This is a genomic window from Kribbella antiqua (assembly GCF_004345665.1).
Taxonomy (GTDB): Bacteria; Actinomycetota; Actinomycetes; order Propionibacteriales; family Kribbellaceae; genus Kribbella; species Kribbella antiqua.
The window spans coordinates 38,482-64,984 of record NZ_SLWR01000014.1; the positions used below are offsets into that span (position 1 = coordinate 38,482).

The following is a 26,503-nucleotide window of genomic DNA, read 5'->3' on the forward strand; positions in this document are numbered from 1 at the left end:
ACCGGTGCGGGCGCGCGCGGAGGCTCCTGCGGAACCACATTCGGTGCCGCTGACGTCATCGCCGGGTCTTCGCCCACGTTGTGTCCCTCCGCCGACAGAGCACCAGTCTAGGGGGAACCAGCCAACGGGGCAGAAACCCCCTGTGGACAACACGCCGAGCCACCCTGCGACTGCACAGCGTAATACCCTGAGTACTCAGACTGTCACGAGGGCTGTCAGTTGTTCGCCGGACAGGCGCTCGCGGCCGGGCAGGAAGGACAGCTCGAGAAGCACCGTGGTGCCGTGCACCTCGGCCTCGAACCGGCGGATCAGGCGCAGACAGGCCTCGATGGTCCCGCCGGTGGCGAGGACGTCGTCGATGATCAGCACGCGGTCGCCGGGAGCGAAGGCGTCCTGGTGCACCTCGATGGTCGCCTCGCCGTACTCCAGCGCATACGATTCCTCGTACGTCGCCGCCGGCAGCTTGCCCTTCTTCCGCACCGGCACGAATCCGGCGCCGAGGGCGAGCGCGACCGGCGCGGCCAGGATGAAGCCGCGGGCCTCGATCCCGACCACCTTGTCCACCACCGGCCGGCCGTCGTCATCCGTACCGGTCGCGGCCAGCGCCTCGACGACCTGCGCGAATCCGCTGTTGTCGGCCAGCAGCGGGGTGATGTCCTTGAAAATCACCCCGGCCTGCGGGTAGTCCGGGATGTCGCGGATGCCGTCCTTCAGGACCTGCTCGAGCGACCGCATCACTTGCCGCGCTTCGAACGCGGCTTACGCGACGGCTGCGGCCGCCCGGACCCGGTCGCCTTCATCGGCCGAGCCGCCGGCGTCGGCGCCGTACCACTGGAGGGCTGCTTGCGAGCGGGCCGCGGCTCGTCCTGCACCCGCGGTGTCCCTGCCCCAACGGTGGCAACCGCCGGAGCCACCGCGGCGGCCGCCTTCTTGGCGGTCACCCGGCGGTTCAGAGCCTGCATGCCCGGCTCGCGCTCCTTGAAGACCGCGAGCAGCGCCGGCGCGATGAAGATCGACGAGTACGCACCGACGGCGATACCGACGAACAGCGCCAGCGACAGGTCCTTCAACGGCCCGGTCCCCAGTACGACGGTGCCGACGACGAGGATCGCCGCAACCGGCAGCAGCGCCGTCACCGTCGTGTTGATCGACCGTACGACGGTCTGGTTGACGGCGAGGTTGGTCGCGTCGGAGTAGGTGAACCGGTTGGACCCGGTGATGCCCCGGGTGTTCTCCCGGACCTTGTCGAACACCACGACCGTGTCGTAGAGCGAGTAACCCAGAATCGTCAGTACGCCGATCACGGTTGCCGGCGTGACATCGAAGCCGACCAGCGCGTACACGCCGACCGTGATCGTCACGTCATGGACCAGCGCGATGATGGCAGCCATCGAGGCCTTGGGCTCGCGGAAGTACGCCCAGATCACCAGGAAGACCAGCCCCAGGAACACCACCAGCGCCCAGATCGCCTTGTCGGCGATCTGCCGGCCCCAGGAGGCGCCGATCTGCTGCGACGTCACCTGGTTGAGCGTGACTCCGGCTTCCTTGGCGATCGCGGCGCGGACCTTGGCGACGTCGTCCTGGCCCAGCGGCTTGGTCTGCACCCGGACTTTGTCGGCGCCGATGGTGGTGACCACCGGGTCGCCGAGGTCCTTGGCGTTGGTCGCCTTCACCGCGCTGGTGAAGTCGTCGACCGTGCTGCCGGTGACCTTCACATTGGCCTGGTACTCGACGCCGCCCTTGAACTCGATGCCCAGGGCCAGGCCGCGGGCGAACAGCCCGACCAGCGACAAGGCCACCAGGATCAGCGAGACGGTGAACCAGAGCTTGCGATTGCCGATGAAGTCGTAGGAGATCTCACCGCGGTGGAGCTTGGCACCGATCTGTCCGAGCTTCGACATCAGACCTCCCCTCCAACCGGCTTGCGCGTCGACGGCTTGGCCGGACGCGGCGCCGGCTTCATCTGACCGGGCAGCCGCTCCACCCCGAGATGCTCAGGGTCCAGACCGGACAGCTTGTGCCCGTGGCCGAAGAAGTCGGTCCGGGCCAGCAGCGTGACCAGCGGCTTGGTGAACAGGAACACGATCAGCAAGTCGAGCAGCGTGGTCAGTCCGAGCGTGAACGCGAAGCCGCGGACACTGCCGATCGCCAGGATGTAGAGCACCACCGCGGCGAGCAGCGAGATCGAGTCGGCCGCGATGATCGTGTGCTTGGCCCGGGCCCAGCCGGTCTCCACCGACGACCGCAGACTGCGCCCCTCGCGCACTTCGTCGCGGAGTCGCTCGAAGTAGATGATGAACGAGTCCGCGGTGATACCGACGGCCACGATCAGACCGGCGATACCGGCCAGCGTCAGGGTGAACCCGATCGCCTTGCCGAGCAGTACGACGAGCGCGTACGTGAGTACGCCGGCGATGCCCAGCGACGCCACCACCACGAGCCCCAGGCCGCGGTAGTACAGGAACGAGAAGATGACGACCAGGGCGAGGCCGATGAGGCCGGCCCAGATGCCCGCGGACAGCTGGTCACCACCGAGCTGCGGCGACACCGTCTCGACCGAGGAGATGTCGAACGACACCGGCAGCGCGCCGTACTTCAGCACGTTTGCCAGGTCGCGGGCCTCGGCCTCGGTGAAGGTACCGGTGATCTGCGCCTGACCGCCGGGGATCGCCTGGCTCACGCTCGGCGTGGAGATGGTCTCGCCGTCGAGCACGATCGCGAACAGGTTCTGGCCCTCGCCGCGAGCGGCGATGTTCTGGGTGGCCTTGAAGAACTTGTCGCCGCCCTCGCCGGTGAACTTCAGGTTCACCTGCCACTGGAAGCCGCCCTGGGGGATGCCCGCGCTGGCGTCGGACAGGTCGGTGCCCTTCAGGATCGCCGGGCCGAGCAGGTACTTGTACGTCCCCTGCCGGTCACACGCGAACAGCGGCTTGTTCGGGTCGTCGGTCTGCTCGGTACCGCACTTGTACGACGCGAACGCCGCCTGCGTGGCGGCGTCGGGGACGTAAGCCAGTGGGTCCGACGGGGTCGTCGTACTCGGCGTGGTGCTGGCGCCAGGAGTCGCCGACGCCGCCGGGGTGCTCGCCTTGGCGGTCGGCGTGGGCGTCGGGGTCGGCGTGGCACCGCCGAGTGCGCTGCTCCAGCCCCGGCCGTTCGGCGTGCTGCTCGGCTTCACGGTCGCGGTGCTGCTCGGCTTGACCGTGGTGCTGGGCTTCGGCGTCGTGCTCGGCTTCGGAGTGCCGGTGGCGGTGGGCGTCGGTGTCGGCACCGGCGCCGCGGCCTGAGCGTCGTACACGATCCGGAAGTAGAGCAGTGCGGTCTGGCCGACCTGCTTCACCAGGCTGTCCTGGTTGGCACCCGGGACCGCCACGTTGATGTGGTCGCGCCCGGAGGTGGTGATGTCGGCCTCGGCGACACCCGCCCCGTTGACCCGCTGGGAGATGATGTTCTTCGCCTCGTTCAGCTGGTCCGCGGTGACCGAGCCACCGCCCGCGATGGACTTCGCGGTCAGCGTGATGGTGGTGCCACCACGCAGGTCCAGGCCGAGCTTGGGTCCCCAGGTCTTGGTGATCGCCATGATCCCGAACAGCAGGACCACGATGACCGCCAGGACGATCAGGTTCCGCCCGGGGCGGGATGTCGTCGTCGTTGCCACGTCAGATTCAACCTTTGTGCTTCTGGGCGCGCCGCACCGTCTTGTGGACGCTGGTCACGCCGTACGCCGTAGGGACGGGAAATCAGTTCTCGGTGTGCGTCGGCGGCAGCTTCGGCGCGTCCTGCACCTTGCTGTCGGCCTTGTCCTTACCGGCGTCCGGGACATCGACCGGGTCCTTCGCCTCCGCGGCCGGCTCTTCGACGGCCTCGACAGCTTCATCGGTCGCGTCGTCGGCGGTCAGCTCCTCAGCCGCGGCGTCGTCGTCCGGGATCACCCGGCCGACCGCGGCCTTGACCACCTGGACCAGCACGCCCTCGGAGATCTCCAGCGTCACGTACTCGTCGTCGGTCTCCTCGACGATGCCGACCAGTCCACTGGTGGTGATCACCTTGGTGCCCGGGGTGAGCGAGGCGACCGTCTCGGCCTGCCGCTGGCGTTGCTTGCGCTGCGTGCGGCTCATGAACCAGATCATCCCGACGATCAGGATCAGCGGCAGCAGCAGCGTGAAGCCGGAGCCACCCCCGGAGGAGGCCATCGGTACGGCGATCAGTTGCATCGGGACTCAAAATCCTTCGTCATCGGGAGTACGGGCGCCGCGCACACGCTCTGCAGCGCGCAAATCGCAGCGGAATAGACCTGAGGTCAGGCCACCGGGGAGTCTAACCCTGAGCGGCAACAATCGCCTCATGACACCGGGTCACGTTTGAGTTACTCGGCCCCTTGCCTTGGAGATACTTATTCGTCGTCGAAGAGAGTGTCCGCGAACGTGGCGCCCTTCGGGACTTTCAGGCCGATATGCCGCCAGGCCGCGGGCGTGGCGACGCGGCCGCGCGGCGTACGAGCCAGATAGCCGGACCGGACCAGGAATGGTTCGGCCACTTCCTCCACGGTCTCACGTTCTTCGCCGACCGCAACCGCAAGCGTGGAAAGGCCGACCGGGCCTCCGCCGAAGCGGCGGCAGAGCGCATCCAGGACGGACCGGTCCAGCCGGTCCAGGCCCATCTTGTCCACTTCGTACAGCTCCAGCGCGGCCTTGGCCAGCGCGAGCGTGATGATGCCGTCCGCGCGTACTTCGGCGTAGTCGCGGACCCGGCGGAGCAGCCGGTTCGCGATTCGCGGCGTACCGCGGGACCGGGACGCGATCTCGGCCGCGCCCTCCGGCGTGATGTCGACCTCGAGCAGCGCCGCCGATCGGTTGACGATCTTCTCCAACTCGGCGGCGTCGTAGAACTCCAGATGGCCGGTGAAGCCGAACCGGTCCCGCAGCGGACCCGGCAGCAGCCCGGCCCGGGTGGTCGCGCCGACGAGCGTGAATGGCGGGATCTCCAGCGGGATCGCAGTCGCGCCCGGGCCCTTCCCGACGATCACATCGACGCGGAAGTCCTCCATCGCCATATAGAGCAGTTCCTCGGCGGGCCGCGACATCCGGTGGATCTCGTCGAGGAACAGCACCTCGCCCTCGCTCAGGCCGGACAGGATCGCGGCCAGGTCACCGGCGTGCTGGATCGCTGGACCGCTGGTCACCCGCAGTGGCGCGGACATCTCGCTCGCGATGATCATCGCGAGCGTCGTCTTGCCGAGGCCGGGCGGACCGGACAGCAGCACGTGATCCGGCGTCCGGTTGCGGCCGCGGGCGGCGTGCAGGACCAGCTCGAGCTGCTCGCTGACCCGGCGCTGACCGCCGAACTCGGCCAGGGTTCGTGGCCGCAGGGCGGACTCGATCTTGCGTTCCTCGAGATCCACCGCGTCCGCGGAGACCAGCGGCCGGACGTTGTCTTCCATGTTCTATGCCTTCGACAGCACGCGCAGCGCAGCACGCAGCAGGTCGGGAACAGATGGGTTCGGGCTGTCGGCCGCCAGCGGCGACACCGCGGTCACCGCGTCCTCGGCGTCGCGAGCGGACCAGCCCAGGCCGACGAGGCCCGCGTGGACCTGCTCCCGCCAGGCCTCGGTCGCCTGCAGCGGCCGGCCGGTCACCGTCTTCGACGGCGCGCCGATCTTGTCCTTCAGCTCCAGCACGATCCGCTGCGCACCCTTCTTACCGATACCGGGCACCTTCACCAGCATCGCCAGGTCCTCGCTCGCGACCGCCTGCCGCAACTGATCCGGACTCAGTACGGCGAGCGCGGCCTGCGCCAGCTTGGGACCGACACCGGACGCTGTCTGCAGCAGCTCGAACAGGTTCTTCTCGTCGTCGTCGGAGAACCCGTACAGCGTCAGGGAGTCCTCCCGGACCACCATCGAGGTCGCGACCCGCGCCTCCTGCCCAGGCCGCAGACCGGCCAGCGTCCCAGGATGGCAGAAGACCTGCAGCCCCACTCCCCCGACCTCGATCACCGCACTGTCCACTCCGATGGCCGCCACCGGCCCCCGCACAAACGCGATCATCGCCAACCTCCCAGGCTCCGGCTCATCTCTTGCCTTCCTGCGCCGCGACCGCCGCGCGCAGCCGCGCGACCTGCAGCCGGGATTGTGCCTGCGCCAACGCCTCGAGGTTCGCCCGGCTTCCCGCGGCCTGCTGCAGCTTTGAGGTCACACCGCCGCGCCAGACCTGGCAGATCGCCAGCGCCAGTGCGTCCGCGGCGTCCGCCGGCGTCGGTCGCTCGGCCAGCTTCAGGATCCGCGTCACCATCGTCGTCACCTGTTCCTTGCCGGCCCGCCCGGACCCCGTCACAGCTGCCTTCACCTCACTCGGCGTATGCAGCGCGACCGGCAGCCCACGCCGCGCGGCGACGACCATCGCCACGCCCGACGCCTGCGCCGTACCCATCACCGTCCGCACGTTGTGCTGCGCGAAAACCCGCTCGACGGCAACAGAGTCCGGCCGATGCTCGGTGATCCACTCCTCCAGCTCGGCCTCGATCCGCACCAGGCGCTGGGACACGTCGAGGTCGGCCGGCGTGCGGATCACGCCGACGGCGACCAGCGCCGGCGGCTTCCCGGGCGTGCCCTCGACGATGCCGAGGCCGCACCGGGTCAGCCCCGGGTCGACACCGAGCACCCGCATGGACCACCTCCGAACGTTTGTTCGACAACCCTAACGGCCGCTCAGGACGGCCCAGAAATCGACGCGCCGCACACTGCTGTCATGCGAATGGAAATCACGCTCGACTGCGACGACCTGGAGACCCTCGCGGCCTTCTGGTCAGCCGCGCTTCACTACCACCGAAGCCGGCCGGACCCGCCCGGCTACGCCGTACTCGAACCGTCCGACGGCAACGGCATCACCCTCAACCTGCAGCGCGTTCCCGAGCCGAAGCTGACCAAGAACCGCATGCATCTCGACCTCCTGGTCGAGGACGTCGACGCCGAAGTCCAACGCCTGCTGTCCCTCGGCGCCCACCGCCTCGAGGACCACACCGCGTACGGCACCCACTGGTCCGTCCTCGCGGACCCGGAAGGCAACGAGTTCTGCGTCGGCGCCGGTTAGAAGGAGTCGAGCATGTACGACGCCGACCCACCAAAGGCAGTGTCGACAGCCGCGTCATCGAGAGGAGACCCACCCTTGGCCAGACCACCCGCGCGCAGCGTCACCAGCGGCGTACCGGCGTAGAGAGCAGCAAGCCCACGCGGCCCCAGCTCCAGTACGTCGCCGGACACCTGAGCAGGCGTGAGCCGCCCAACCCCATCCGCGACCGACAGATGCCAGTCACCGCTGTTCGACTGTACGTCGGCATCCTCCACCCGCAGGTCGAGCTCCAGTACGGCGCCAGGCGCGAACCCACGTGCGGCAATCGCCGCCGGAGCATCGAGCAACCGCAACATCCACCGCTGGACCCATGCGTCGCCGTCAGCCTCATGCTCGACCATGAGGTGGATCGGATCGTCCGCCGACACGTACGCATGCACAGTACGGGCGATCGACGAGCCGGATCCGACCGTCGCCCACAGCGCTCGCGCAGTCGCCTCTGACCCGGCGACAAGCTCGTCGATGGTCAGGTCGGACCCGGACCAGCTGTAGACGACGAAGCCGTCGTCAGCGAGGTAGGCGAAGTTGTCCTCGTCCCTCAGCCATTCCGTGACTTCCTTGATCGGCCACATCAGCGGACCGTTGCTCCGCCGTACCTCATGGATCTGCGCGACCAGGTCCAGGAACCGCTGCGCGTCATCCGGCCCAGCACGCCGTACGGCGACCCCCTTTCCACCAAGGCATCGCAGGTCCGCCGCGCGGAAGGAGAACTTGTAGCGGTGGCCGCCGAACTCGTAGCCGAGGTGGCGGTAGATCACCGTGGTCGCGGGGTAGAGCGCCGTCAGCGGGAACCCCTTGTCAGCGGCCCGTTGCAGCACCCCGCGCATCAGCTTGCTGCCGACCCCACGACCCCGGTATTCCGGCGCCACCACCACGCCCGCGACACCAGCCACCGGGACGCGACGACCGCCCCACCACTGCTGGAAGTCCCAGAACCGGGCGGCCGCGACCACCTCGTCTCCGTCGGCCACACCGACGTACCGGCCGTCGTTGATGAACGCGAGCGCGTCCTTCGTCCACCGCTCGCGGTCGTCGGATGCCAGTGGGCCGAACGACCGCGCCCGTACTCTGATCACCGCATCCAGCTGATCCTCGGTGATGTCCACGAACCGCAACGCGTCACTCACGCCGCCGACCTTACGGCCTCGCGGGCAGCCCGAGCGACCTACTTCTTGTCGGTGACCCAGAGGTGGATGGTGCCCTCGACGACAGTGGTGCCGTCGGTGCGGGTGGCCTTGACGCGGACCGGGACGTCGGGGCCGGCCGTCCAGTCGGCAGGGTCGGTCTCGGCGGCGCACGTCAGATCGGTGGTGGACTTGGCCAGGTAGGCCACCTCCATGCCCTTGGGCAGCCAGCGCTTGTCGGCCGGAACGGTGGCCTCGGCCAACGCGCCCATCGCCGCCTCGAGACCGTTGCACACGGCAATCGCATGCACCGTGCCGATGTGGTTCTGCACGGCCCGGCGCTTCGGCAGCACCAGTGCGGCGTAGTTCGGGCTGACCTGCACGAACCGCGGCCGGATCGACCGGAAGTACGGCGCCTTCCGGGTGAACCCGAGCGAGAACACCCGATCCCCACCGGGGACGGTCCGCAACTTCTCCCACATCGCCAGCACCTGATTCGCCATGGCGGGAATGTTACTCATGAGTCACATTCCCGTCGAGCCCGCGAGCCAAGCGGCATTTAGACGATTCAATCCACCACGGCTAAGCTGACGGTCCTTTCGATTGAACGGCAGTTGACGACGATGGCCACGCCCAGCATCAAAGAGGTCGCGCACCGCGCCGGCGTCTCGGTCGGCACGGTCAGCAACGTCCTGAACCGGCCCTGGATCGTCGCACCCGACACCCGGCAACGAGTGCAGGACAGCATCCGCGCGCTCGGTTTCGTCCGCAACGAGGCCGCTCGTCACCTGCGCGCCGGACGCAGCCGGACCGTCGGTCTGGTGGTGCTCGACGTGAGCAACCCGTTCTTCACCAACCTCGCGGAAGGCGCCGAGGCCCTGGCCTACGAGCACGACACCGTGGTGATGCTCTGCAACAGCAAGACCGACCCGGTCCGCGAAGGCCATCACCTCGACCAGCTCGAGCAGCAGCGCGTTATGGGCATACTGATCACGCCCTTCGACAGCGCGGATCCGCGACTCCAGGCGCTGGTCTCGCGAGGTACGCCGGTCGTCCTGGTCGACCGCGCCGCGGACAGCGGACTGTGCTCGGTCTCGGTCGACGACCAGCTCGGCGGACGGCTGGCCGGGAACCACCTGATCGAGTCCGGTCATCGCCGGATCGCCTTCATCGGCGGGCCGTTCACGATGCAGCAGGTCGCCGACCGCCGTACCGGTATCACCACGACGGTCGAGAAGGCCGACGGCGTCGAGCTGCAACTGTTCGAGGTCGACGTGATGGGCGTTGTCGAGGGACGCGCGATCGGCGAGCGGATCGCGGCGCTGCCGGCCCGGGCCCGGCCGACCGCGGCGTTCCTGGCGAACGACCTGCTGGCGCTGGGATTCCTGCAGGCGATGTCCGTCGCGGGTCTGCAGGTGCCGCGCGACATGGCGATCGTCGGGTACGACGACATCGACTTCGCCCGGGCGGCCGCCGTCCCGCTGTCATCGGTCCGGCAACCGGCCGAACTGCTCGGGCGGTCCGCGATGGAGTTGCTGCAGGAGGAAGTCGAGGCGGCGGACCGGCATCGCCACCGGCAGGTGATCTTCCAACCCGACTTGATCGTCAGGGAGTCGAGTGACTATGTCCGGCGCTGACGTCATCTACGAGAACCCGCTCGCCTCGGCCGCTGACCTCAAGGGCTTCCGGCTGGAGGGTGACGGCGCGGTCTCGTTCCCGCTCGGCCGGCTGCGGCTCGAGAGCGTCCGGCCGCCCGAGGACGGTCAGGATGCGAACGTGGTGCTCTGGTGCCCGGAGAACTTCCCGCCCGACCTCACCGTCGAGTGGGATTTCTGGCCGATCCGCGAGCCCGGCCTGTGCATCCTGTTCTTCCACGCCAAGGGCCGCGCGGGTGAGGACCTCTTCGACCTGACGCCGCGCACCGGGCCGTACGAGCAATACCACCACGGCGACCTGGACACCTATCACGTCTCCTACTTCCGCCGCCGCTGGCCGGAAGAGCGCGCGTTCCACACCTGCAATCTGCGCAAGAGCTACGGCTTCCACCTCGTCGCACAAGGACCGGATCCGTTGCCGTCGGTGCTGGACGCCCAAGGTCCTTACAAACTGAGGCTCTCGGTCCAGCGGGGCACGATCACGTTCGCGATCAACGACGTACCCAGCTTCCAGTGGTACGACGACCAGCCGCTGACCGGCGGCAAGCTCGGCTTCCGCCAGATGGCTCCGCTCATCGGCGAGTACGCGAATCTGCGAATTTCACAGCCCTGAGTGCTACTTCGGGCAGCCGCCTGACCAGTCTCTGACAAACGCTTTCCGAAGCGTTGACATTGAGACGATTCAACCATATGGTCACATCACTTTTCGCCCGTTAACGCATCTGTCACAAGGCAGGGACCGCCATGAAACAACTGCCGCTGGATCCTCGATGAGCTCCGTAGGTTGGTCAGTCAGGCTGTACGACGCTGCCGACGAGGTCGTCTGGGCGATCAAGCTGAACGCGCTCTGGATCGGCTTCACCCTCGCCGGCGGCGTCGCGCTGGGTATCGGCCCGGCGACGCTCGCAGCATATTCACTGGCCAGACGCAGGTCTTCCGGTGAATCGTTTCATGCTCTGCCTGCCTTCACCGCCGCGTTCCGGCGGGAGTTCAAGCGCGGGTCGCTCGTGGTGCTGCCGCTGGTGGCGGCCGCGATCGTCCTGATCGGCAACTACCTGTTCTTCGCGTCGCTCGGCGCGAAGGCGTCGCTCCCCCGGCTGGCCAGCCTCGTCGCGCTGGTCGCCCTCGGGGTGATCGCCGCCTACCTGCTCCCGCTGGCCGTGCACTACGACCTCCGGGTCCGCGAGTTGTTGCCCAAGGCATCGTTGGTCGCGCTCGCGCGGCCGGCGTCGTCCCTGGTCCTGCTCTTCATCGCGGTGTCCATCGCCTACCTGTCAGCCAAGTTCCCGGTGCTCGGGATCGTGCTGGCCGGCGGCGGCTGGATCCAGCTCAACACCTGGCTCTGCCTGCGCTTCTTCGCCGAGAACGAGGCGCGCCTGCACCTGAAAGGGAACTCATGACCATCTTTTCCCGCCGGCGTCTGGCCGGCGCCGTCGCACTCGCTGCGTCGACGGCACTGCTCGCGTCCGCCTGTTCGGGTGGTGGCGACAGCAAAGGGGGCGAGGCCGCCGCCAACGAGCTGACGGTCCAGGCGCCGCTGTTCGGCACCGCGCCGGATCCGAACGGCGAACTGCAGCAGGCCGTCGAGAAACTCATCGGCAAGAAGCTCAAGATCACCTGGGTGCCGAACGCCGAGTACGGCGACAAGTCCAACGTGACGCTTGCCTCGGACAACATCCCCGACGTGATGGTGGTGAACGAGAAGGGCCCGTCGTTCGTCAAGGCGGCCGAGGCCGGCGCGTTCTGGGACCTGACCGGCAAGCTGGACAAGTACCCGAACCTCAAGCCGGCCAACGAGCAGACCGCCAAGAACACGATGACCAACGGCAAGACCTACGGCATCTACCGGGTCCGCCCGCTGCTGCGCTCCGGCATCGTGATCCGCAAGGACTGGCTGGCCAAGCTCGGCCTGAAGGAACCGCAGACCGTCGAGGACCTCTACGCGATCGCCAAGGCGTTCACCGAGCAGGACCCGGACGGCAACGGCAAGAAGGACACCTACGGCCTGATCATCCCGAAGTGGCCCGGCAACTACGCCAGCGCCAGCCCGTACGACGTGATCGAGACCTGGTTCGGCGCCCCGAACGGCTGGGGTGAGCGGGACGGCAAGCTGGTGCCCGGCTTCGATACCCCGGAGTTCCTGGAGGCGAACCGCTGGCTGAAGAAGTGGGTCACCGAAGGCCTGGTCAACCCGGACTTCGCCACCCTGGACAGCGGCAACTGGAACGACCCGTTCGTACAGGGCAAGGGCGGCATGATCATCGACGTGAACGTCCGGGCCACCCAGCTGCTCGACCTGTTCAAGGAGAAGAACCCGAAGGACTTCGACAAGGTCACCTTGGTCGGCAACCTGAAGGGCCCGGACGGTCAGAAGCACTCCTACCCGTTCACCGGCTACAACATGGTGATGGCGATCTCGAAGCAGCACATCCGGACCGATGAGCAGCTCGACCAGGTGCTGCAGACGCTGGACAAGCTCGCGTCAAAGGAGGGCTCGATCCTGCTCACCAACGGCATCGAGGGCCGCAACTTCAAGGTCGAGGGCAAGTACGCCGTACCGATCAACCAGGACGACCCGAAGGTCAAGGCGATCCAGAACGATGTCGACAAGGCCTTCATCCAGCTCGGTACCCGGGCGTCGGTCGGCATGGGCGCGTACCCGCTGCTGCCGAACGACGCGCCGAGCCGGGCGATGCGGGAGAAGTTCGACGTCCTGATGAACGAGGACCTGAAGACCGCGGTCTTCAACCCGGCCCTCGGCGTGATCGCCCCGACCTCGATCTCCAAGGGCCAGACGCTGGACACGATCATCCCGGACGCCCGGATCAAGTACCTGTCCGGCGCGATCACCGAGGACCAGCTGAAGGCCGCCATCAAGCGCTGGTACGACAGCGGTGGCACCCAGATCGCCCAGGAGACCAACGACCTCGTCAACAAGGTCGGCGGCTGACCCGTGGCCACCGACCTGGTGCCTGAGGTGGTACAGCCTGCCGCGGACGCTCCGCGGCAGGCCCCACCGGGCAAGAAGAGCCGTCGTGCGCGGCGGCCGGTGCCGCTATGGCGCGACCTGCTCCGCTACCGCTGGCTCTACTTGTTGCTGCTGCCCGGTCTGGCGTACTTCCTCGTCTTCAAGTACCTGCCGATGTACGGCCTGACCATCGCGTTCAAGGACTACGTGCCGTTCCTCGGCTACTCGGGCAGCGAGTGGGTCGGTCTCAAGCACTTCCAGGAACTGTTCACCGGGCCGGACTTCGGCCGGCTGATGTTCAACACGCTGTTGCTCGCACTGCTGACGATCGTGTTCGTCTTCCCGGCGCCGATCATCGTGGCGCTGATGCTGAACGAGCTGCGCGTCAACGTGCTGAAGCGGTCGGTGCAGTCGCTGATCTACATCCCGCACTTCCTGTCCTGGACGATCGTCGCGTCGCTGACCTACCTGCTGTTCTCAGTGGACTTCGGCGTGATCGCGAACTGGATCCACGGCATCGTCGGCGGGCAGAAGGTCGACTACGTCGCCCAGGCGGACTGGTTCCGGCCGCTGATCGTGCTGCAGCTGCTGTGGAAGCAGACCGGCTGGGGCACCATCATCTACCTGGCCGCGCTGGCCGGGGTCGACTCGCAGCTGTACGAGGCGGCCCGGGTGGACGGCGCCGGCCGGTGGCGGCAGTTCTGGCACATCACGCTGCCGGCGATCCGGCCGACCATCGTGGTGATGGCGATCCTGACGTCCGGTCACCTGATGGACTCCGGGTTCGAGCAGATCTGGCTGATGACCACCTCGCTCAACCGCGACGTCGCGGACGTGTTCGACACGTTCGTCTACTACATCGGTATCACCCAGGGTTCGTTCAGCTACGCGACCGCCGTCGGTCTGTTCAAGGGCGTCGTCGGTGTCGTGCTGATCTTCGGCTCCAACTTCCTGGCCAAGCGTCTGGGCCAGCGAGGCCTGTTCTGAAGGGGCTGTGAGCATGGCAACCACTCAATCCGTCCGGTACTTCGACTCCCGCGGCAGCCGCGCGTTCGACATAGCGAATGCCGTCCTGCTGACCGTTCTGTCGCTCGTCACGGTCCTGCCGCTGCTGTATGTCCTGGCCGGGTCGTTCGCGACCGAGTCCGAGATCAGCTCGCGGCCGTTCTTCCTGTGGCCGCACAAGTTCGTCACGGACACCTATCACTACATCTTCTCCACCGATACGTTCGTACGCGCGCTGCTGACGACGATCTGCGTGACCGCGGTCGGGACCGCGGTCCAGCTGTTCCTGACACTGACCATGGCTTATCCGCTGGCGAAGCGGTTTCTGCCCGGGCGGGCGTTGGTCCTCAACCTGGTGATCTTCACGCTGGTGTTCAGCGGCGGCATGATCCCGACGTACCTGGTGGTGCGTGATCTCGGGCTGCTGGACAGCTACTGGGCGCTGATCTTGCCGTTGGCCATCAATCCGTTCTATCTGATCGTGGTGAAGAGCTTCTTCCAGGAGTTGCCGGAGGCACTCGAGGAGGCGGCCCGGATCGACGGCTGCAACGAGCTGAACGTGTTCCTGCGGATCGTGCTGCCGTTGTCGAAGCCGATCATCGCGACGTTCTCGCTGTTCTACGCGGTGGGCATCTGGAACGACTACATGTCGCCATTGCTCTACATCGACGACAGCAAGAAGTGGACGCTACAGATGATCGTCCGCCAGCTGACCGCGGCGAATGCCGACTCGGCGAACGTGCTGCAGCAGCTGGAGACGGTGACGTTCCCGGAGCAGGGGCTGAAGTTCGCGGTCGTGGTGGTCGCGACGCTGCCGATCCTGTTCTTCTACCCGTTCCTGCAGAAGCACTTCGCGAAGGGCGTCCTGATCGGATCGGTGAAGGAATGACCACTGTTCAGTGGCTGGAGACGCCTTGCCGGCAAGGGGTTTCCTGGGGTGTTCCGTGGCCGCGCGGAACTGTTGCTGAGGGCACCAGCTTTGCGTTGGCCGACGGAACGCCCGTACAGAGCTGGACGACCGCGAGCTGGCCGGACGGGTCGATCAAATGGTCGGCCCACGCGATCGGGCGGTCAGAGCGCCCGGAGTCGTCGTACGAGCTGGTCGCCGGTACGCCGACTGCACCTGACCGGCCTGTGCAGGTCGACCAGATCGATGGCGAGGTCCGGGTGACCGTAGGCGAGGTCAGTTGGTTGCTCAGATCACCCCAGCTGATCGCGTCGATTGTCTACAACGGCGAGGAGGTCGTGCGCGAGGTTCGGCTGGTCAGCCTGCGGCAGAGCGCGCCGGACGAGGATCTGGGCTGCGCCCGCCAGCAGACGACGGCGATTGTCGACAATCTCGTTGTCGAGCAGGATGGCCCGATCCGCGCGGTGGTCCGGCTGGAGGGCAAGCACGGCGACTGGCTGCCGTTCAGCGTCCGGCTGTACTTCTACGCCGGCGCTACCGACGTCCGCGTCGTCCACAGCTTCGTCTGGGACGGCGACCCGGACCGTGACTTCCTCGCCGGGCTCGGCCTCAGCGCCGACGTGGTGATGCGGGACGAGCCGCACAATCGGCACATCCGGCTGGCCGGACCATCCGGATTCCTCACCGAGGCCGTCCGAGGCCTGACCGGTCTTCGTCGCGATCCAGGCGAGGACGTACGACGTACGCAGGTAGCGGGCCGTGCGGTAGAGGACATCCCCAACCCGGAGGTGTCGGAACGGCTGCACCTCATCCCCCAATGGAACGACTACACCCTCGACCAGTCCAGCGCCGACGGCTTCACCCTGCGCAAAAGGACCGCTCCCGGCCACGCCTGGGTGACCATCCCCGCCGGCACCAGGTCCCCCGGCTACGGGTACGTCGGTGGTGTCAGCGGCGGACTGGGCTTCGGCCTCCGCGACTTCTGGAAACTGCACCCCACCCGTCTGGACATCCGCAACGCCGCCGGCGACGTAGCAACGGCGACAGTGTGGATGTGGTCGCCCAGTGCACCCGCCATGGACCTGCGGTACTGGCACGACGGCATGGACCAGGACAGCTACGCCGAACAGCTCGAGGGACTCGAGATCACCTATGAGGACTACGAACCGGGCTTCGGCAACGCCCACGGCATCGCCCGTACGCACGAGCTCAGTCTGCGAGTCCACGACACCACACCGACGGCAGACGAGCTCGCCGAGCATGCGGCCCTGCTCAACTCCCCCGGCCTGCTCTCGGTCTCACCAGCCCGCCTGCTGGAGGCCGGCGTCTTCGGGAGCTGGAGTCTGCCCACGGCCGACGACCAGGACATCGAGGCGCGGCTGAACTTCCTGTTCCAGTACTACGTCGGCCAGCGCGAGCAGCGACGCTGGTACGGGTTCTGGGACTACGGCGACGTCATGCACACGTACGACCGCGACCGGCACACCTGGCGATACGACATCGGCGGCTATGCGTGGGACAACTCCGAGCTGTCGCCGGACCTCTGGCTCTGGTACCAGTACCTGCGGACCGGCCGAGCCGATGTCTTCCGGTTCGCCGAGGCGATGACCCGTCATACCGGGGAGGTCGACGTACATCACCTTGGCCGGTGGAAGGGACTCGGCTCGCGGCACAACGTGCAGCACTGGGGCTGCAGCTGCAAGCAGGTCCGCATCTCCAACGCGATCTACCGCCGTTTCTACTACTACCTCACCACCGACGAGCGGACCGGTGACCTGCTGGACGAGCTGGCGACGATCGAGGAGATGTTCCTGGCCGTCGATCCGCAGCGCAAGGTGCGGCCTGATGTCTACTCCCCCGACCCGCACGCGCTGTCGGTCGAGCTGGGCGTGGACTGGGGTGCACTCGCCGCAGCGTGGCTCACGCGGTGGGAACGCCACGGCGACGAGCGGGCGCGCGCACGGCTCGTCGGAACGATGGCCGACATCGCAGCACTCCACTACGGCTTCCTCACCGGCAATGCACGGCTGGACCTGTCCACCGGGCGCTTCGACACGAGCCGGCGGGCCATCTCGGTGTCACACCTGTCCTCGCTCTTCGGGCTGCCCGAGATCTGTTCCGAACTCATCGACCTGGACCTCGACGTACCCGGGTTCGAGAAGGCGTGGCTGGACTACTGCCGGCTCTACCTGCTCACGCCCGAGCAGCAGGCCGCTGAGGTCGGTCAAGCACTGCAAGGCATCTCGCTTGTCCAGGCCCACAGCCGCCTTGCCGCGTACGCCGCCGCGCGTACGGGTGACGCTGAGCTGGCCCGACTGGCCTGGCGCAAGTTTTTCGTCGACGAAGGCGATCAGCTCAACCGCAACGCGATGCAACGCGAGACGGAGTGGAAGACCACTCCGGTCGACGGCGCCCTGATGCCGGTCGACGAGGCCGCCTTCATCAGTACCAACGGCGCGGCGCAGTACGCGCTCGCCGCGATCCAGAACCTGTCCCTGATTCCTGAACACCGAAACGACAGAGGTGGAATGGCGTGGAACAAGTCACAGCGGTCACCCGACGCACCGTCCTAGCAGGTATGGCCGCCGTACCTGCAGCGTCCCTGCTCGACAACCCGGTCGCTGCCTTTGCGCAGCAGGCCGAAGTCTCAGAAGTGAAGCTCACCTGGCTGGAAGGCAAACCCACCACCGCGGCCGTGACGACTTGGGGTACGCCGTGGCCGAAGGGCGCCGTACCAGCGAACCAGTCCTTTGCGCTCAAGGCCGCTGACGGCACCGACGTACCACTGCAGAGCTGGCCGACGGCGTACTGGCCGGACGGGTCGCTCAAGTGGAGCGCCCACGCGATCGCTGTCGACGCGCCAGCGGAGTCCTACACCCTTGGCCCTGGTACGGCGGCCAGTCCGGCCCAAGCGGTCACGGTGAAGAACGAGAAGACGTACGTCGACGTCGACACCGGCGTGATCAAGACACGCATCCGCAAGAGCGGGTCGGAGCTGATCAGCCAGATCTGGCGTGGTGACGTGCTGATCGCCCGCAAGGGACAGCTGGTCAATCTCAAGCAGGACAAGATCGTCGAGGACGAAGAGGGCAGTGGCGTCCGGGAGCGCTACGAGAGCGACATCCAGAAGGTCACTGTCGAGCAGGCGGGTCCGGTGCGCGCAGTGGTTCGCGTAGAGGGCCGGCACAAGTCTCGCAAGGGCAAGACGTGGCTGCCGTTCTCAGTACGGCTCTACTTCGCGGCCGGCGCGGAGAGCGTGCGGATGGTGCACACGTTCGTCTACGACAAGGACGGTCAGCAGGACTACATCGCGGGCCTCGGCGTGCGCTTCCGGGTGCCGCTGCGTGATGCGGCGTACGACCGGCATGTGCGGTTCGTCGGTGAGGGCCACGGCATGGTGGCCGAGGCGGTGAAGGGGATCACCGGGCTGCGGCGTGACCCGGGTGCCGTCGGACGGGCGGCTCAGATCGCCGGGACGAAGCTGCCGGATCCTGCCACCTGGGACCAGCGGGTGACGACGCGGCTGCAGTACATCCCCGAGTGGGGCGACTACACGCTGGCCCAGCTGTCCGCGGACGGGTTCACCGTCAAGAAGCGGACTGGTCGCGGGTACGGCTGGATCTCGGTGGACCAAGGTCGTCGCGCCTCAGGGCTCGGCTACGTGGGTGGCGTCAGCGGCGGGTTCGCCTTTGGGCTAAGGGACTTCTGGCAGCGGCATCCGACCCAGCTGGACATCAGGGGTGCGGCAACCGAGGAGGCCGAGGTCACTGTGTGGCTGTGGTCGCCGGAGGCCGGGCCGATGGACACGCGGTTCTACCACGACGGCATGGGCCAGGACACGTACCCGGAGCAGCTCGAGGGTCTGAACATCACGTACGAGGACTACGAGCCGGGATTCGGGACGCCGTACGGGATCGCACGGACCTCGGAGCTCACCTTCTGGGCGCTGGCTGGGACGCCCTCTGCTGCCCGGCTGGGTGACATGGCTGACCAGGTGCGGACTCCTCCGCAGCTGATCAACCCGGTGGGTCAACTGGTCAGCACGCGTGTGTTTGGTGGGCTGGTCACGCCGGTGGATCGGTCGGTGCCGGCCAAGCAGGCGATCGAGGACCACCTGGACTTCCTGTTCGACTACTACCGCGGTCAGGTGGAGTCACGGCACTGGTACGGGTTCTGGGACTACGGCGACATCATGCACACGTTCGACGAGGACCGGCTGGTCTGGCGGTACGACGTGGGCGGCTACGCGTGGGACAACTCGGAGCTGTCGCCGGACCTGTGGCTCTGGTATGCGTTCCTGCGGTCCGGCCGGGCTGACATCTTCCGGTTCGCCGAGGCGATGACGCGACACACTGGTGAGGTCGACGTCTACCACCTCGGGCAATGGGCCGGCCTGGGTACGCGCCACGGCGTACAGCACTGGGCCGACAGCGCCAAGCAGCAGCGGATCAGTACGGCGATCTACCGGCGCTTCTACTACTACCTGACCGCAGACGAGCGTACGGGCGATCTGCTGTCCGAGCTGGTGGACTCCGACCGGACGTTCCTCGTGCTGGACCCACTGCGGAAGATCCGCACCGAGCCGTACACACCGGATCCGCATGCACTCGCTATCGGGCTCGGGACGGACTGGAGTGGTCTGGCTGCCGCGTGGCTCACCGAATGGGAGCGGCAGGGTCCTCAAGCTGCTACCGCGAAGGCCAAGCTGCTGGGGACCATGGAGACCATCGCGGCGATGCCCAACGGCTTCGTGACCGGCGGCGGGCTCTACGACCTCGACACCGGTCGCTTTGCGCCCGTGACGGAGAAGACGGTCAGTGTGTCGCACCTGAGTGCGATGTTCGGCCAGGTGGAGATCTGCGCCGAGCTGATCGACCTGGTCGACATGCCGGCGTTCGAGACCGCCTGGCTGCAGTACTGCCGCCTCTACAACGCCACGCGTGCCGAGCAGACAGCTGAGTGCGGCGCGTACTTCGGCAATCTGATCCTCCGGCAGGGCCATGCCCGGTTGACGGCGTACGCCGCCGTACGCCTCAACCGCAACGACCTGGCCGCCCGAGCCTGGAAGGAGTTCTACACCGGCGACGGGTACGCACCGAACCTGCCGTGGACAGCCGACGACGTTTCATCCACGTTGAACCCGACAAAGGCCGCCAAGTGGGTGTCCACCAACACGACAGCGCTGTACGGCCTGGCCGCCATCCAGACCCTGGCCTTGGTCGGCGACCAGATCGTGAACCCCTAGGCTTTCAGCAGGGTCTCGGCTAGTTCGGCCGGGCGGGTGAAGCAGGCCTCGTGGCTGCCGGGTGCCGGGACGGGCGCGACGCCGAGCCGCTCGGCGAATCGGTTCCAGCCGTATTCGCCGGGCGGCAAGGCGATGTCGTCCTCACCGAGCAGATAGACGACCGGTACGCCGAGGGTGTCCAGGTCGAGAGGTGCGACGGGCTGGGTGAAGTACTGCATCGGCTGGGGTAGAAGCAGGCTGTGCACCGTCCGCTGCACGTCCTCCGGCGCGTCCGGCAGGAAGGCTGCTTGCCATACCTCGAAGGGCATCGCGACCGAGTTGTTGCCGGAGGCAGCGGCCTGTCCGTCGAACAACGCCTGGTACTGCGGCGGCACCTCGTCGTACAGGCTCCTGCCTTCGGCCGGTACGAACGCGCTCCAGAACACCAACTTCCGAAGGCGCGGCGCCAACCGGGGCGCGGCGCCGGCGATGACGTATCCACCCCAGCTGTGCCCGACCAGCGTGACGTCGTGCAGGTCTTCACCTTCGACGAGGTCGACCACCGAGTCGATCACGTCCTCGAGCGTGTATGGCGTCGGGTCGGCACCGTCGCTCAGCCCGGGAAGCGTGGGAGTCAGCACCCGGTTCCCCGCGGCTCGAAGGTGCTCGGCGACAGGCCGCCAGGCCCACCCGCCATGCCACGCACCGGTGATGAGGACGAACGTTCCAGCCATGGCGATCTCCTTCGCGGCCTTGAATGGCTCGAATCGTGCCACTTGCTACGACGCCCGTCAATAATCTGACACACTTATCCTGGAGTGCGCCCCTCGGAAACGCCAAGGGGCCCTGGGGATGACCCCGGGCCCCTTGGTGAAAGCTCAGCCGACCTCGGGGCAGACGGCTGAGTGCGGTGCGTACTCACCCGCGCGAGAGGACGGGCCGGTTGCTACGGAACACGCCGTCGGGATCGGTCCGCCGCTTGACCTCGCGGAGGCGGGCGAGCGCGCCGGGCGAGAAGGCCCGGCCCGGGTCGTCGTCGGCGCCCAGGAAGGTGAACATCGTTCGTCCGGTGGTGTGCCCGCCGAGGGCCGTGCGGACCTCGGCGAAGCATTCCTGGATCGCCGCTTCGACCTCAGGGGCAACGGGCACGCCGAGGCAGAAGAACTGGTACGGCTCGAGCACGGCTCCGGCCGGGCCTTCGGCTGCGCTCGCCCGCGCCAGCGCGCCACCGAGGTGCCGAACCTGCACGACCGCGAGCGGCGCTGTGCTGCCGGCGCCGACGACGGCCAGCAGCCGATCGATCGCCACGTCGTCGAAATCGCGCAGGAGGCCCGAGGTCTCGCTGACGGGCATCGGGTCGACCGGCTCGGCCGCGATCGAGCCGAGCTCGGCCAGCGGGACTGTCCCGAGTGTGTTGAGCCAGCGCGCCGGGAGTTCGAGGCACGGTTCGAGCAGGGCCAGCGCCTCCTCGGCGGACCCGAGGTAGCTGACGTCGATGGAGACGAACGCCCCGCCCCGCAGCGGCTCGGGAATCTCGTCCAGCGCCGGGAACCGGAACAGCTGGGCCCAGAGCGTGAGCGCGTCCGGCGCGGTGGCCGAGACTGCACGGAACGCCTTGAGCACCGGCCGGGCCATTTCGATCGGCCACAACAGCCGGCCGCCGAAGACGTGCGGCGCGGGGTGCAGACGCAGCTCCATCGCGGTCACGATGCCGAAGTCGCCGCCGCCTCCGCACAACGCCCAGAACAGTTCAGGGTCGCTGCTCGCCGTGACGCGGCGGAGCTCGCCGGCGGCGTCGACCAGTTCGACCGCGACGACGCTGTGCGCGGCGAGGCCATACGCACGTCCGAACCAGCTGAGCCCGCCACCGAGGCAGAAACCGACCACCGACGGATCGGGGCTGCTGCCGACCAGCCCGGTCAGGCCGAGTTCCGAAGTGACTGCCAGCAATTCGCCCCACTTCACCCCGGCACCTACCCGGGCGATGCGTTGCTCGGTGTCGATGGTGATCTCGCGCAGCGCCCTGGTCCGAAGCAGGACGGTGTCGTCGAGTGCGGTCGTGGCGCCGTGCCCGACCGGCTGGGCGCTGATCGCGACACCGTGCCGGGCCGCCCACCGGGCCGCTGCGACGACGTCTTCGGTCTCGCCGACGGTGAGCACCGCACGAGGTCGCTGGTCGACCGAGAGGATCCAGCCGCGGCTGTGCTCCTCCCAGCCGGGATCGCCGGGCACGAGCACCTGGCCGGGCAGCATCGCCGTGAGCTCATCCAATGCCTCGTTGTCGACGGCCGGGTAGGTCAGGTCGTGTGTCATCGAAGGTTCCTTTCGTTTCGGGTGGGAGATCAGCAGCTGACGGCGGGGTTCCACGGCGCGAACACGCCCGCCGGGTTGGCGTCGTACAACCAGACGTGCAGGTCGTAGTGGATCGGCATGCCCGGCTCGTGGCCGAGCATCGGGCCGTCGAACGGCTGACCCCACAGCGACGGGCGGTCGTCGTCGGTGCCGAGGTTCTGGTCCGCGTCGGCCTGGAACCACTCGGCTCCGAGCAGTCGGTAGCCGCCGCCGGAGGTCGGCAGGTAGAGCAGGATGGCCGGCTTGGTCGCGTCGAGCGGGGCCATGGCACGGGCCGGGTTGAGGAAGTGCACGCCCATGCCGCCGGCCGGCGACTCGGTGCACTCGGAGACCGGGACGAACCCGTCGGCGAGGGCGAGCCGGACGTCCTCGTACGGCCGCAGGTCTCTGCGCAGGGCGGCGAGCGCCGCACCGGCTCCGTCGCGGGAGTGCAGTTCAGCCGCCGTACGAATGCCGTCATCGTCGTGTGCCGCGGCGGGGCCGGCGCTGCCGGTGACCAGGGCCGCGACGGCGGTCGCGATGAGGGCGGTGGTGCGGCGGGCGCTGCGGGTGCGAAACATCGGAGTCCTCCAGGGGATGTGTGCTGGTTTGCCTGACATGGGAAACAGTGCTGGTTCGTTCTGACCGGCCGCTGATCGCGCCGCGCGCTGCACTTACCGCCCACTTACCGTCGATGTACCGCGGGGCTTCCCGGCGCTGTTAGCCTCATGAGGTGGTGGGGGAGGTTCATGAGGTGGTGGGGGACATTCGTTTCACGGTGCTCGGCCGTGTCGCGCTGTTCGTCGACGGCATCGAGATCCCGGTGCGTGGGCGGCGCGAGCGAGCCGTTCTCGCGATGCTGCTCGCCGCGCGGCGCCGTGTCCTGTCCGTCGATCGGATCAGCGACGGCCTGTGGCGCGGCGACCCTCCAGAGACGGCGACGGGTTCCCTGCAGGTCGCCGTCTCCCGCCTGCGTGCCCTCATCGAGCCCGACCGCACACCGCGCGCTTCGCCTCGTCTCCTCGTGAGCTCTGGCCCCGGCTACGCGCTGGTGGTTCCTCCGGAGACCGTCGATGCCGAACGGTTCGCCGCTCTGGTGGACGAGATCCACGGCGCGCTCGCCGCGGGCGAACCCGAGCAGGCCTGGAGGTTGTGTGAGCAGGCGGACGGCTTGTGGGCCGGTACGCCGTACGCCGACATCGTCGACGCCGAGCTCGTCCGCGCCGAGGTCGCCCGGCTGGAGGATCTGCGGGCGTGCTCGCTGGAGCTGAAGGCTGAGGTGCAGCTGGCCTTGGGGCGGCACGCACTCGTCACCGGCGAACTGGAGGCGCTGGTCTCGACCCACCCTTTTCGCGAGCGCATCTGGGAGCTCTACGCGCTCGCGCTCTACCGGTCGGGGCGGCAGGGTGACGCGCTGGCGGCGCTGCGCCGGGCGCGTGAGGTACTCGTCGAATCGCTTGGCATCGACCCGTCGCCGGCCTTGCAGCAGCTCGAGGCGCAAGTGCTCGCGCAGTCACCGCAACTCGCCGTACGTCCGGCCGCGCGGGTGCCAACCGACCGAGGCGCCGTGACATCGTCCCTGGTCCCGGTTCCGGCAGATCTTGGGACGGATCAGCGCAGGACCACCGAGCTCATCGGGCGCGACGATGTCGTGACGGTTCTCCAAGCCGCGATCCATCGGGTGCGCGCCTCTCGCCACGGCGAGACCCTGCTGGTCAGCGGTGAGGCCGGTATCGGCAAGACCCGGGTCGTTACGGAGTTCGCGGAGTCGTCGGTCGCGGCACATGGCGCCCGCGTCCTCTGGGGTCGCTGCCACGAGGCGGACGTCTCCCCCGCGTATTGGCCTTGGGTCCCCGTCGTCCGCGCCCTCGCCGGCAGCAATCCGCCGCCGGAGGTCGCAGAGCTGCTCGCACCTGGCGCCGCCGGACACGGCTCCAGCGATGCGAGGTCCGCCGCACTGCGCACGTACGACGCCGTGTCGCGTCTGCTCGCCAGTGCGGCCCGGGAGACACCGCTGGTGGTCGTTCTCGAGGACATCCACTGGGCGGACGTGTCGTCGCTGCAACTGCTCGCGTTCGCCGCCGAGGCACTCCAGTCAGCGCCCGTGATGCTGATCGCCTCCCTGCGCTCAGGGGATTCGCTGAGCACACCACTGCAGGCCTGCCTCGCTTCGCTCGGGCGGTTGTCCGCCGTTCGCATCCCGCTGCACGGGCTCGGGGTGGACCACGTGCGCGATCTGGTCGGGTGCATCACCGATGGTTCGGTCGACGAGGAACTCGCCGCTGTCGTCGCGCGGCGCACGGACGGCAACCCATTCTTCGTCATGGAACTCGTCCGCCTCCTCAGCGCCGAGCGGCGGCTCGACGTGGCAGGTGCCCGTCAGGTCGCTGTGCCACACGGCGTACAGGACGTCCTGCGGCTGCGGCTGGCACGGCTCGGGGACGACGTACGCCGGCTGCTCACCATCGCTGCGATCACCGGTCGCGAGTTCGACCTGGATCTCCTCGCCGACGTGTCCGGCGCCGACGTCGAGGATGTGCTCGACCTGCTGGAGGAGGCGGTCGCCGCGCACGCGGTCGAGGACGGCGACATGCCAGGGCGATACCGGTTCACTCATGCTTTGGTGCGCGAGACCCTGTACGGCTCGGTGTCGCTGACCCGCCGCGGCCGGCTTCACGCCGCGACCGCCGTGGCGCTCGAGTCTCGACTCGCCGACGATCCGGACCTCGTCGCCGAGGTCGCTCACCACTTCGCGCTGGGCGCGGCGCTCCGCCCGGAGCTCGCCGAACGGGCCGTTCGTCACGCGATTGCCGCGGCACGCCTCGCGGAGGGACGTGGCGCCCTCGACGAGGCGCTCGCGCACTGGGAGCAGGCTCTCTCTGCGGACGCGCTGGCGCCGGCGGACGATGCCCGCCGCCGCTATGACGTGCTGCTCGGGCTGGGCCGCGCCAGCTACCGCCGCGGCGACATCCGCGGCTCGCGAGCGGCGCTGGACAACGCCGTCGAGGTTGCTCGCGTGCTCGGTGACATGTCCCTGGTTGCCGAGGCTGCGACGAGCTTCCGCGGCGCCGGGGTGTGGCACTGGCGTGAGTTCGGCACCAGTGACCCGGCGATGGTCGCCGTCCTCGAGGACTGCCTGACGACGCTGCGGTCGGGGCCGTTGAACGCCCGGGTTCTGGCCAGCCTGGCGATGGAACTCACGTACGAGTGGCGGTCGGAGGAGGCTGACGCGATCGGGCAACGCGCGGTGGAGGCGGCCCGCGCGGTCGGCGATCCCGACCTGCTCGCGGACGTCGTCTTACTGCGAACGATGGCGCTGTGGGGCAGACCAGGCGCCGCGGAGGAACGCATCGCGCTCGCCGAGGAAGTGCTGACCCTGCCGCTGTCGCACGAGCAAGAGCTCTACACCCGTTTCGGCGCGGCCGCCGCACACCTGCAGCGCGGCGACACGGTCCAAGCCGAACGGCAGGTCACACGGTGCACCGAGCTGGCGCGGCGGCTGCGGCACACCGGCGCCGACGTACCGATCGCTTGGTGGCGATACCACCGCGCATTGTCAGCCGGCGACGAGGCCGCGCGCCGGCTCGGCGAAGAGGCACTCGAACGGCACCGGCGCAGTTCCGTCGTCGCCATCACCGATATGGTGCCGATGGCGGAGCTGCGCCTCGGCGGTCCGGGAACGCCCGTCGACGACAGTCAGCTCGAAACGGCACGCACCCATGCGAACCCGGCGTACCGGGCATTCATCGCTCATGCTCTCGCCGAGTCCGGGCGCGCCGAAGAAGGAGTCGCCATCCTCGGTCCACCGGTGCCCGAGGGCGCTTGGGACTACGCCTCCGTCGTCGGTGACTGCCTGCGCGTCGACACGCTTGCCACGGCCGGACGTACCGACGATCTCCCCGCGGCACTCGCGCGGATCGAACCGTGGGGCCACGAGTTCGCCATCTACGGTTCGACGGACTGCATCGGCTCGATCGCCTACTTCATCGGGCGTGGCCACGAGGCGCTCGGCCATCTGCAGGCAGCCCGGGTTGCGTATTCGCAAGCGGTCGACCGTAACCGGGCCGCCGGCATCAAGCCGTGGCTGCGCCGCGCCGAACAACGCCTGGCAAGCCTCAACACACCCCTGTCCGACCCCTCCTGACCAGGCCCTGACGAAGGCTGC

At 68.1% G+C, this 26,503-nt stretch carries 22 protein-coding genes; 10 read left to right on the forward strand and 12 right to left on the reverse strand.

Annotation, left to right across the window (positions count from 1 at the left end; all coding sequences use genetic code 11):
• Positions 1-195: 195 nt before the first annotated feature.
• From EV646_RS32930 to ruvC, 7 genes are all read right to left on the reverse strand, one after another.
• Complete coding sequence (locus EV646_RS32930) at positions 196-735, reverse strand: adenine phosphoribosyltransferase (protein WP_132155631.1); 540 nt, start codon at positions 733-735, stop codon at positions 196-198.
• Positions 735-1,901 carry a protein translocase subunit SecF gene (gene secF, locus EV646_RS32935; protein ID WP_132155633.1) on the reverse strand — a complete coding sequence of 389 codons (1,167 nt, stop codon included), beginning with the start codon at positions 1,899-1,901 and terminating at the stop codon, positions 735-737. The genes EV646_RS32930 and secF overlap by 1 nt, the downstream gene beginning before the upstream one ends.
• Positions 1,901-3,655: a protein translocase subunit SecD gene (secD, locus tag EV646_RS32940; protein ID WP_132155635.1), complete on the reverse strand. Its 1,755-nt coding sequence runs from the start codon at positions 3,653-3,655 to the stop codon at positions 1,901-1,903. The genes secF and secD overlap by 1 nt, the downstream gene beginning before the upstream one ends.
• A gap of 82 nt (positions 3,656-3,737) precedes the next feature.
• Positions 3,738-4,211: a preprotein translocase subunit YajC gene (yajC, locus tag EV646_RS32945; protein WP_132155637.1), complete on the reverse strand. Its 474-nt coding sequence runs from the start codon at positions 4,209-4,211 to the stop codon at positions 3,738-3,740.
• Between the two features lie 179 nt (positions 4,212-4,390).
• Complete coding sequence (ruvB, locus tag EV646_RS32950; protein WP_132155639.1) at positions 4,391-5,437, reverse strand: Holliday junction branch migration DNA helicase RuvB; 1,047 nt, start codon at positions 5,435-5,437, stop codon at positions 4,391-4,393.
• 3 nt (positions 5,438-5,440) lie between these two features.
• Positions 5,441-6,043 (reverse strand): Holliday junction branch migration protein RuvA, encoded by a 603-nt coding sequence (gene ruvA, locus EV646_RS32955; protein WP_132155641.1) that lies wholly within the window; start codon positions 6,041-6,043, stop codon positions 5,441-5,443.
• A 22-nt stretch (positions 6,044-6,065) separates the two neighbouring features.
• On the reverse strand, positions 6,066-6,662 hold the full coding sequence (ruvC, locus tag EV646_RS32960) for a crossover junction endodeoxyribonuclease RuvC (RefSeq protein WP_132155643.1): 597 nt from the start codon (positions 6,660-6,662) through the stop codon (positions 6,066-6,068).
• Between the two features lie 81 nt (positions 6,663-6,743).
• Between ruvC and EV646_RS32965 the strand changes: the two genes are divergently transcribed.
• Positions 6,744-7,085, forward strand: coding sequence for a VOC family protein (locus tag EV646_RS32965; protein WP_132155645.1), 342 nt, complete (start codon positions 6,744-6,746; stop codon positions 7,083-7,085).
• On the opposite strand, the gene EV646_RS32970 is transcribed toward EV646_RS32965, so the two are convergent.
• Both EV646_RS32970 and EV646_RS32975 read right to left on the reverse strand, forming a co-directional pair.
• On the reverse strand, positions 7,082-8,251 hold the full coding sequence (locus EV646_RS32970; protein ID WP_132155647.1) for a GNAT family N-acetyltransferase: 1,170 nt from the start codon (positions 8,249-8,251) through the stop codon (positions 7,082-7,084). The two genes, EV646_RS32965 and EV646_RS32970, sit on opposite strands and share 4 nt — an antisense overlap.
• A 38-nt stretch (positions 8,252-8,289) precedes the next feature.
• Positions 8,290-8,751 carry a hotdog fold domain-containing protein gene (locus EV646_RS32975; RefSeq protein ID WP_132155649.1) on the reverse strand — a complete coding sequence of 154 codons (462 nt, stop codon included), beginning with the start codon at positions 8,749-8,751 and terminating at the stop codon, positions 8,290-8,292.
• Positions 8,752-8,871: 120 nt separating this feature from the next.
• Between EV646_RS32975 and EV646_RS32980 the strand changes: the two genes are divergently transcribed.
• The 8 genes from EV646_RS32980 to EV646_RS33015 all read left to right on the forward strand — a co-directional run bounded on the left by EV646_RS32980 (position 8,872) and on the right by EV646_RS33015 (position 20,028).
• On the forward strand, positions 8,872-9,885 hold the full coding sequence (locus EV646_RS32980) for a LacI family DNA-binding transcriptional regulator (protein WP_132155651.1): 1,014 nt from the start codon (positions 8,872-8,874) through the stop codon (positions 9,883-9,885).
• Positions 9,872-10,516 (forward strand): DUF1961 family protein, encoded by a 645-nt coding sequence (locus EV646_RS32985; protein WP_132155653.1) that lies wholly within the window; start codon positions 9,872-9,874, stop codon positions 10,514-10,516. The genes EV646_RS32980 and EV646_RS32985 overlap by 14 nt, the downstream gene beginning before the upstream one ends.
• 157 nt (positions 10,517-10,673) lie before the next feature.
• A complete protein-coding gene (locus EV646_RS32990; RefSeq protein WP_132155655.1) occupies positions 10,674-11,303 on the forward strand; it encodes a YesL family protein in 630 nt (209 codons plus the stop codon).
• Positions 11,300-12,853, forward strand: a complete 1,554-nt coding sequence (locus tag EV646_RS32995; RefSeq protein ID WP_132155657.1) for an extracellular solute-binding protein — start codon at positions 11,300-11,302, stop codon at positions 12,851-12,853. The genes EV646_RS32990 and EV646_RS32995 overlap by 4 nt, the downstream gene beginning before the upstream one ends.
• Positions 12,854-12,856: 3 nt before the next feature.
• Positions 12,857-13,858 carry an ABC transporter permease gene (locus tag EV646_RS33000; RefSeq protein WP_132155659.1) on the forward strand — a complete coding sequence of 334 codons (1,002 nt, stop codon included), beginning with the start codon at positions 12,857-12,859 and terminating at the stop codon, positions 13,856-13,858.
• Between the two features lie 13 nt (positions 13,859-13,871).
• Complete coding sequence (locus tag EV646_RS33005; protein ID WP_132155661.1) at positions 13,872-14,765, forward strand: carbohydrate ABC transporter permease; 894 nt, start codon at positions 13,872-13,874, stop codon at positions 14,763-14,765.
• Positions 14,762-17,356 (forward strand): exo-rhamnogalacturonan lyase family protein, encoded by a 2,595-nt coding sequence (locus EV646_RS33010; protein ID WP_132155663.1) that lies wholly within the window; start codon positions 14,762-14,764, stop codon positions 17,354-17,356. The genes EV646_RS33005 and EV646_RS33010 overlap by 4 nt, the downstream gene beginning before the upstream one ends.
• Entirely contained in the window at positions 17,317-20,028 is a 2,712-nt protein-coding gene (locus EV646_RS33015; protein ID WP_241996486.1) for an exo-rhamnogalacturonan lyase family protein, read from the forward strand. Before EV646_RS33010 ends, EV646_RS33015 begins: the two co-directional genes overlap by 40 nt.
• On the opposite strand, the gene EV646_RS33020 is transcribed toward EV646_RS33015, so the two are convergent.
• From EV646_RS33020 to EV646_RS33030, 3 genes are all read right to left on the reverse strand, one after another.
• Positions 20,025-20,741 (reverse strand): alpha/beta fold hydrolase, encoded by a 717-nt coding sequence (locus EV646_RS33020; RefSeq protein WP_132155665.1) that lies wholly within the window; start codon positions 20,739-20,741, stop codon positions 20,025-20,027. The genes EV646_RS33015 and EV646_RS33020 overlap by 4 nt on opposite strands.
• 184 nt (positions 20,742-20,925) lie before the next feature.
• Positions 20,926-22,320, reverse strand: coding sequence for an FAD-binding oxidoreductase (locus tag EV646_RS33025; RefSeq protein ID WP_132155667.1), 1,395 nt, complete (start codon positions 22,318-22,320; stop codon positions 20,926-20,928).
• Between the two features lie 29 nt (positions 22,321-22,349).
• Positions 22,350-22,919, reverse strand: coding sequence for a hypothetical protein (locus EV646_RS33030; RefSeq protein WP_199237339.1), 570 nt, complete (start codon positions 22,917-22,919; stop codon positions 22,350-22,352).
• 176 nt (positions 22,920-23,095) lie between these two features.
• Between EV646_RS33030 and EV646_RS33035 the strand changes: the two genes are divergently transcribed.
• On the forward strand, positions 23,096-26,482 hold the full coding sequence (locus EV646_RS33035; protein WP_132155671.1) for an ATP-binding protein: 3,387 nt from the start codon (positions 23,096-23,098) through the stop codon (positions 26,480-26,482).
• Positions 26,483-26,503 lie beyond the last annotated feature (21 nt).

Excerpts from the sequence above, each read along its gene's own strand:
- ruvC (WP_132155643.1), bottom strand. The coding sequence starts at position 6,662 with ATGCGGGTGCTCGGTGTCGACCCGGGGCTGACCCGGTGCGGCCTCGGC.
- EV646_RS32995 (WP_132155657.1), top strand. The coding sequence starts at position 11,300 with ATGACCATCTTTTCCCGCCGGCGTCTGGCCGGCGCCGTCGCACTCGCT.
- ruvA (WP_132155641.1), bottom strand. The coding sequence starts at position 6,043 with ATGATCGCGTTTGTGCGGGGGCCGGTGGCGGCCATCGGAGTGGACAGT.
- EV646_RS32985 (WP_132155653.1), top strand. The coding sequence starts at position 9,872 with ATGTCCGGCGCTGACGTCATCTACGAGAACCCGCTCGCCTCGGCCGCT.
- EV646_RS32930 (WP_132155631.1), bottom strand. The coding sequence starts at position 735 with ATGCGGTCGCTCGAGCAGGTCCTGAAGGACGGCATCCGCGACATCCCG.
- secF (WP_132155633.1), bottom strand. The coding sequence starts at position 1,901 with ATGTCGAAGCTCGGACAGATCGGTGCCAAGCTCCACCGCGGTGAGATC.
- EV646_RS32965 (WP_132155645.1), top strand. The coding sequence starts at position 6,744 with ATGCGAATGGAAATCACGCTCGACTGCGACGACCTGGAGACCCTCGCG.
- EV646_RS33030 (WP_199237339.1), bottom strand. The coding sequence starts at position 22,919 with ATGTTTCGCACCCGCAGCGCCCGCCGCACCACCGCCCTCATCGCGACC.
- yajC (WP_132155637.1), bottom strand. The coding sequence starts at position 4,211 with ATGCAACTGATCGCCGTACCGATGGCCTCCTCCGGGGGTGGCTCCGGC.
- EV646_RS32980 (WP_132155651.1), top strand. The coding sequence starts at position 8,872 with ATGGCCACGCCCAGCATCAAAGAGGTCGCGCACCGCGCCGGCGTCTCG.
- EV646_RS32975 (WP_132155649.1), bottom strand. The coding sequence starts at position 8,751 with ATGGCGAATCAGGTGCTGGCGATGTGGGAGAAGTTGCGGACCGTCCCC.
- EV646_RS33025 (WP_132155667.1), bottom strand. The coding sequence starts at position 22,320 with ATGACACACGACCTGACCTACCCGGCCGTCGACAACGAGGCATTGGAT.
- EV646_RS32990 (WP_132155655.1), top strand. The coding sequence starts at position 10,674 with ATGAGCTCCGTAGGTTGGTCAGTCAGGCTGTACGACGCTGCCGACGAG.
- EV646_RS33020 (WP_132155665.1), bottom strand. The coding sequence starts at position 20,741 with ATGGCTGGAACGTTCGTCCTCATCACCGGTGCGTGGCATGGCGGGTGG.
- EV646_RS33010 (WP_132155663.1), top strand. The coding sequence starts at position 14,762 with ATGACCACTGTTCAGTGGCTGGAGACGCCTTGCCGGCAAGGGGTTTCC.
- EV646_RS33005 (WP_132155661.1), top strand. The coding sequence starts at position 13,872 with ATGGCAACCACTCAATCCGTCCGGTACTTCGACTCCCGCGGCAGCCGC.
- ruvB (WP_132155639.1), bottom strand. The coding sequence starts at position 5,437 with ATGGAAGACAACGTCCGGCCGCTGGTCTCCGCGGACGCGGTGGATCTC.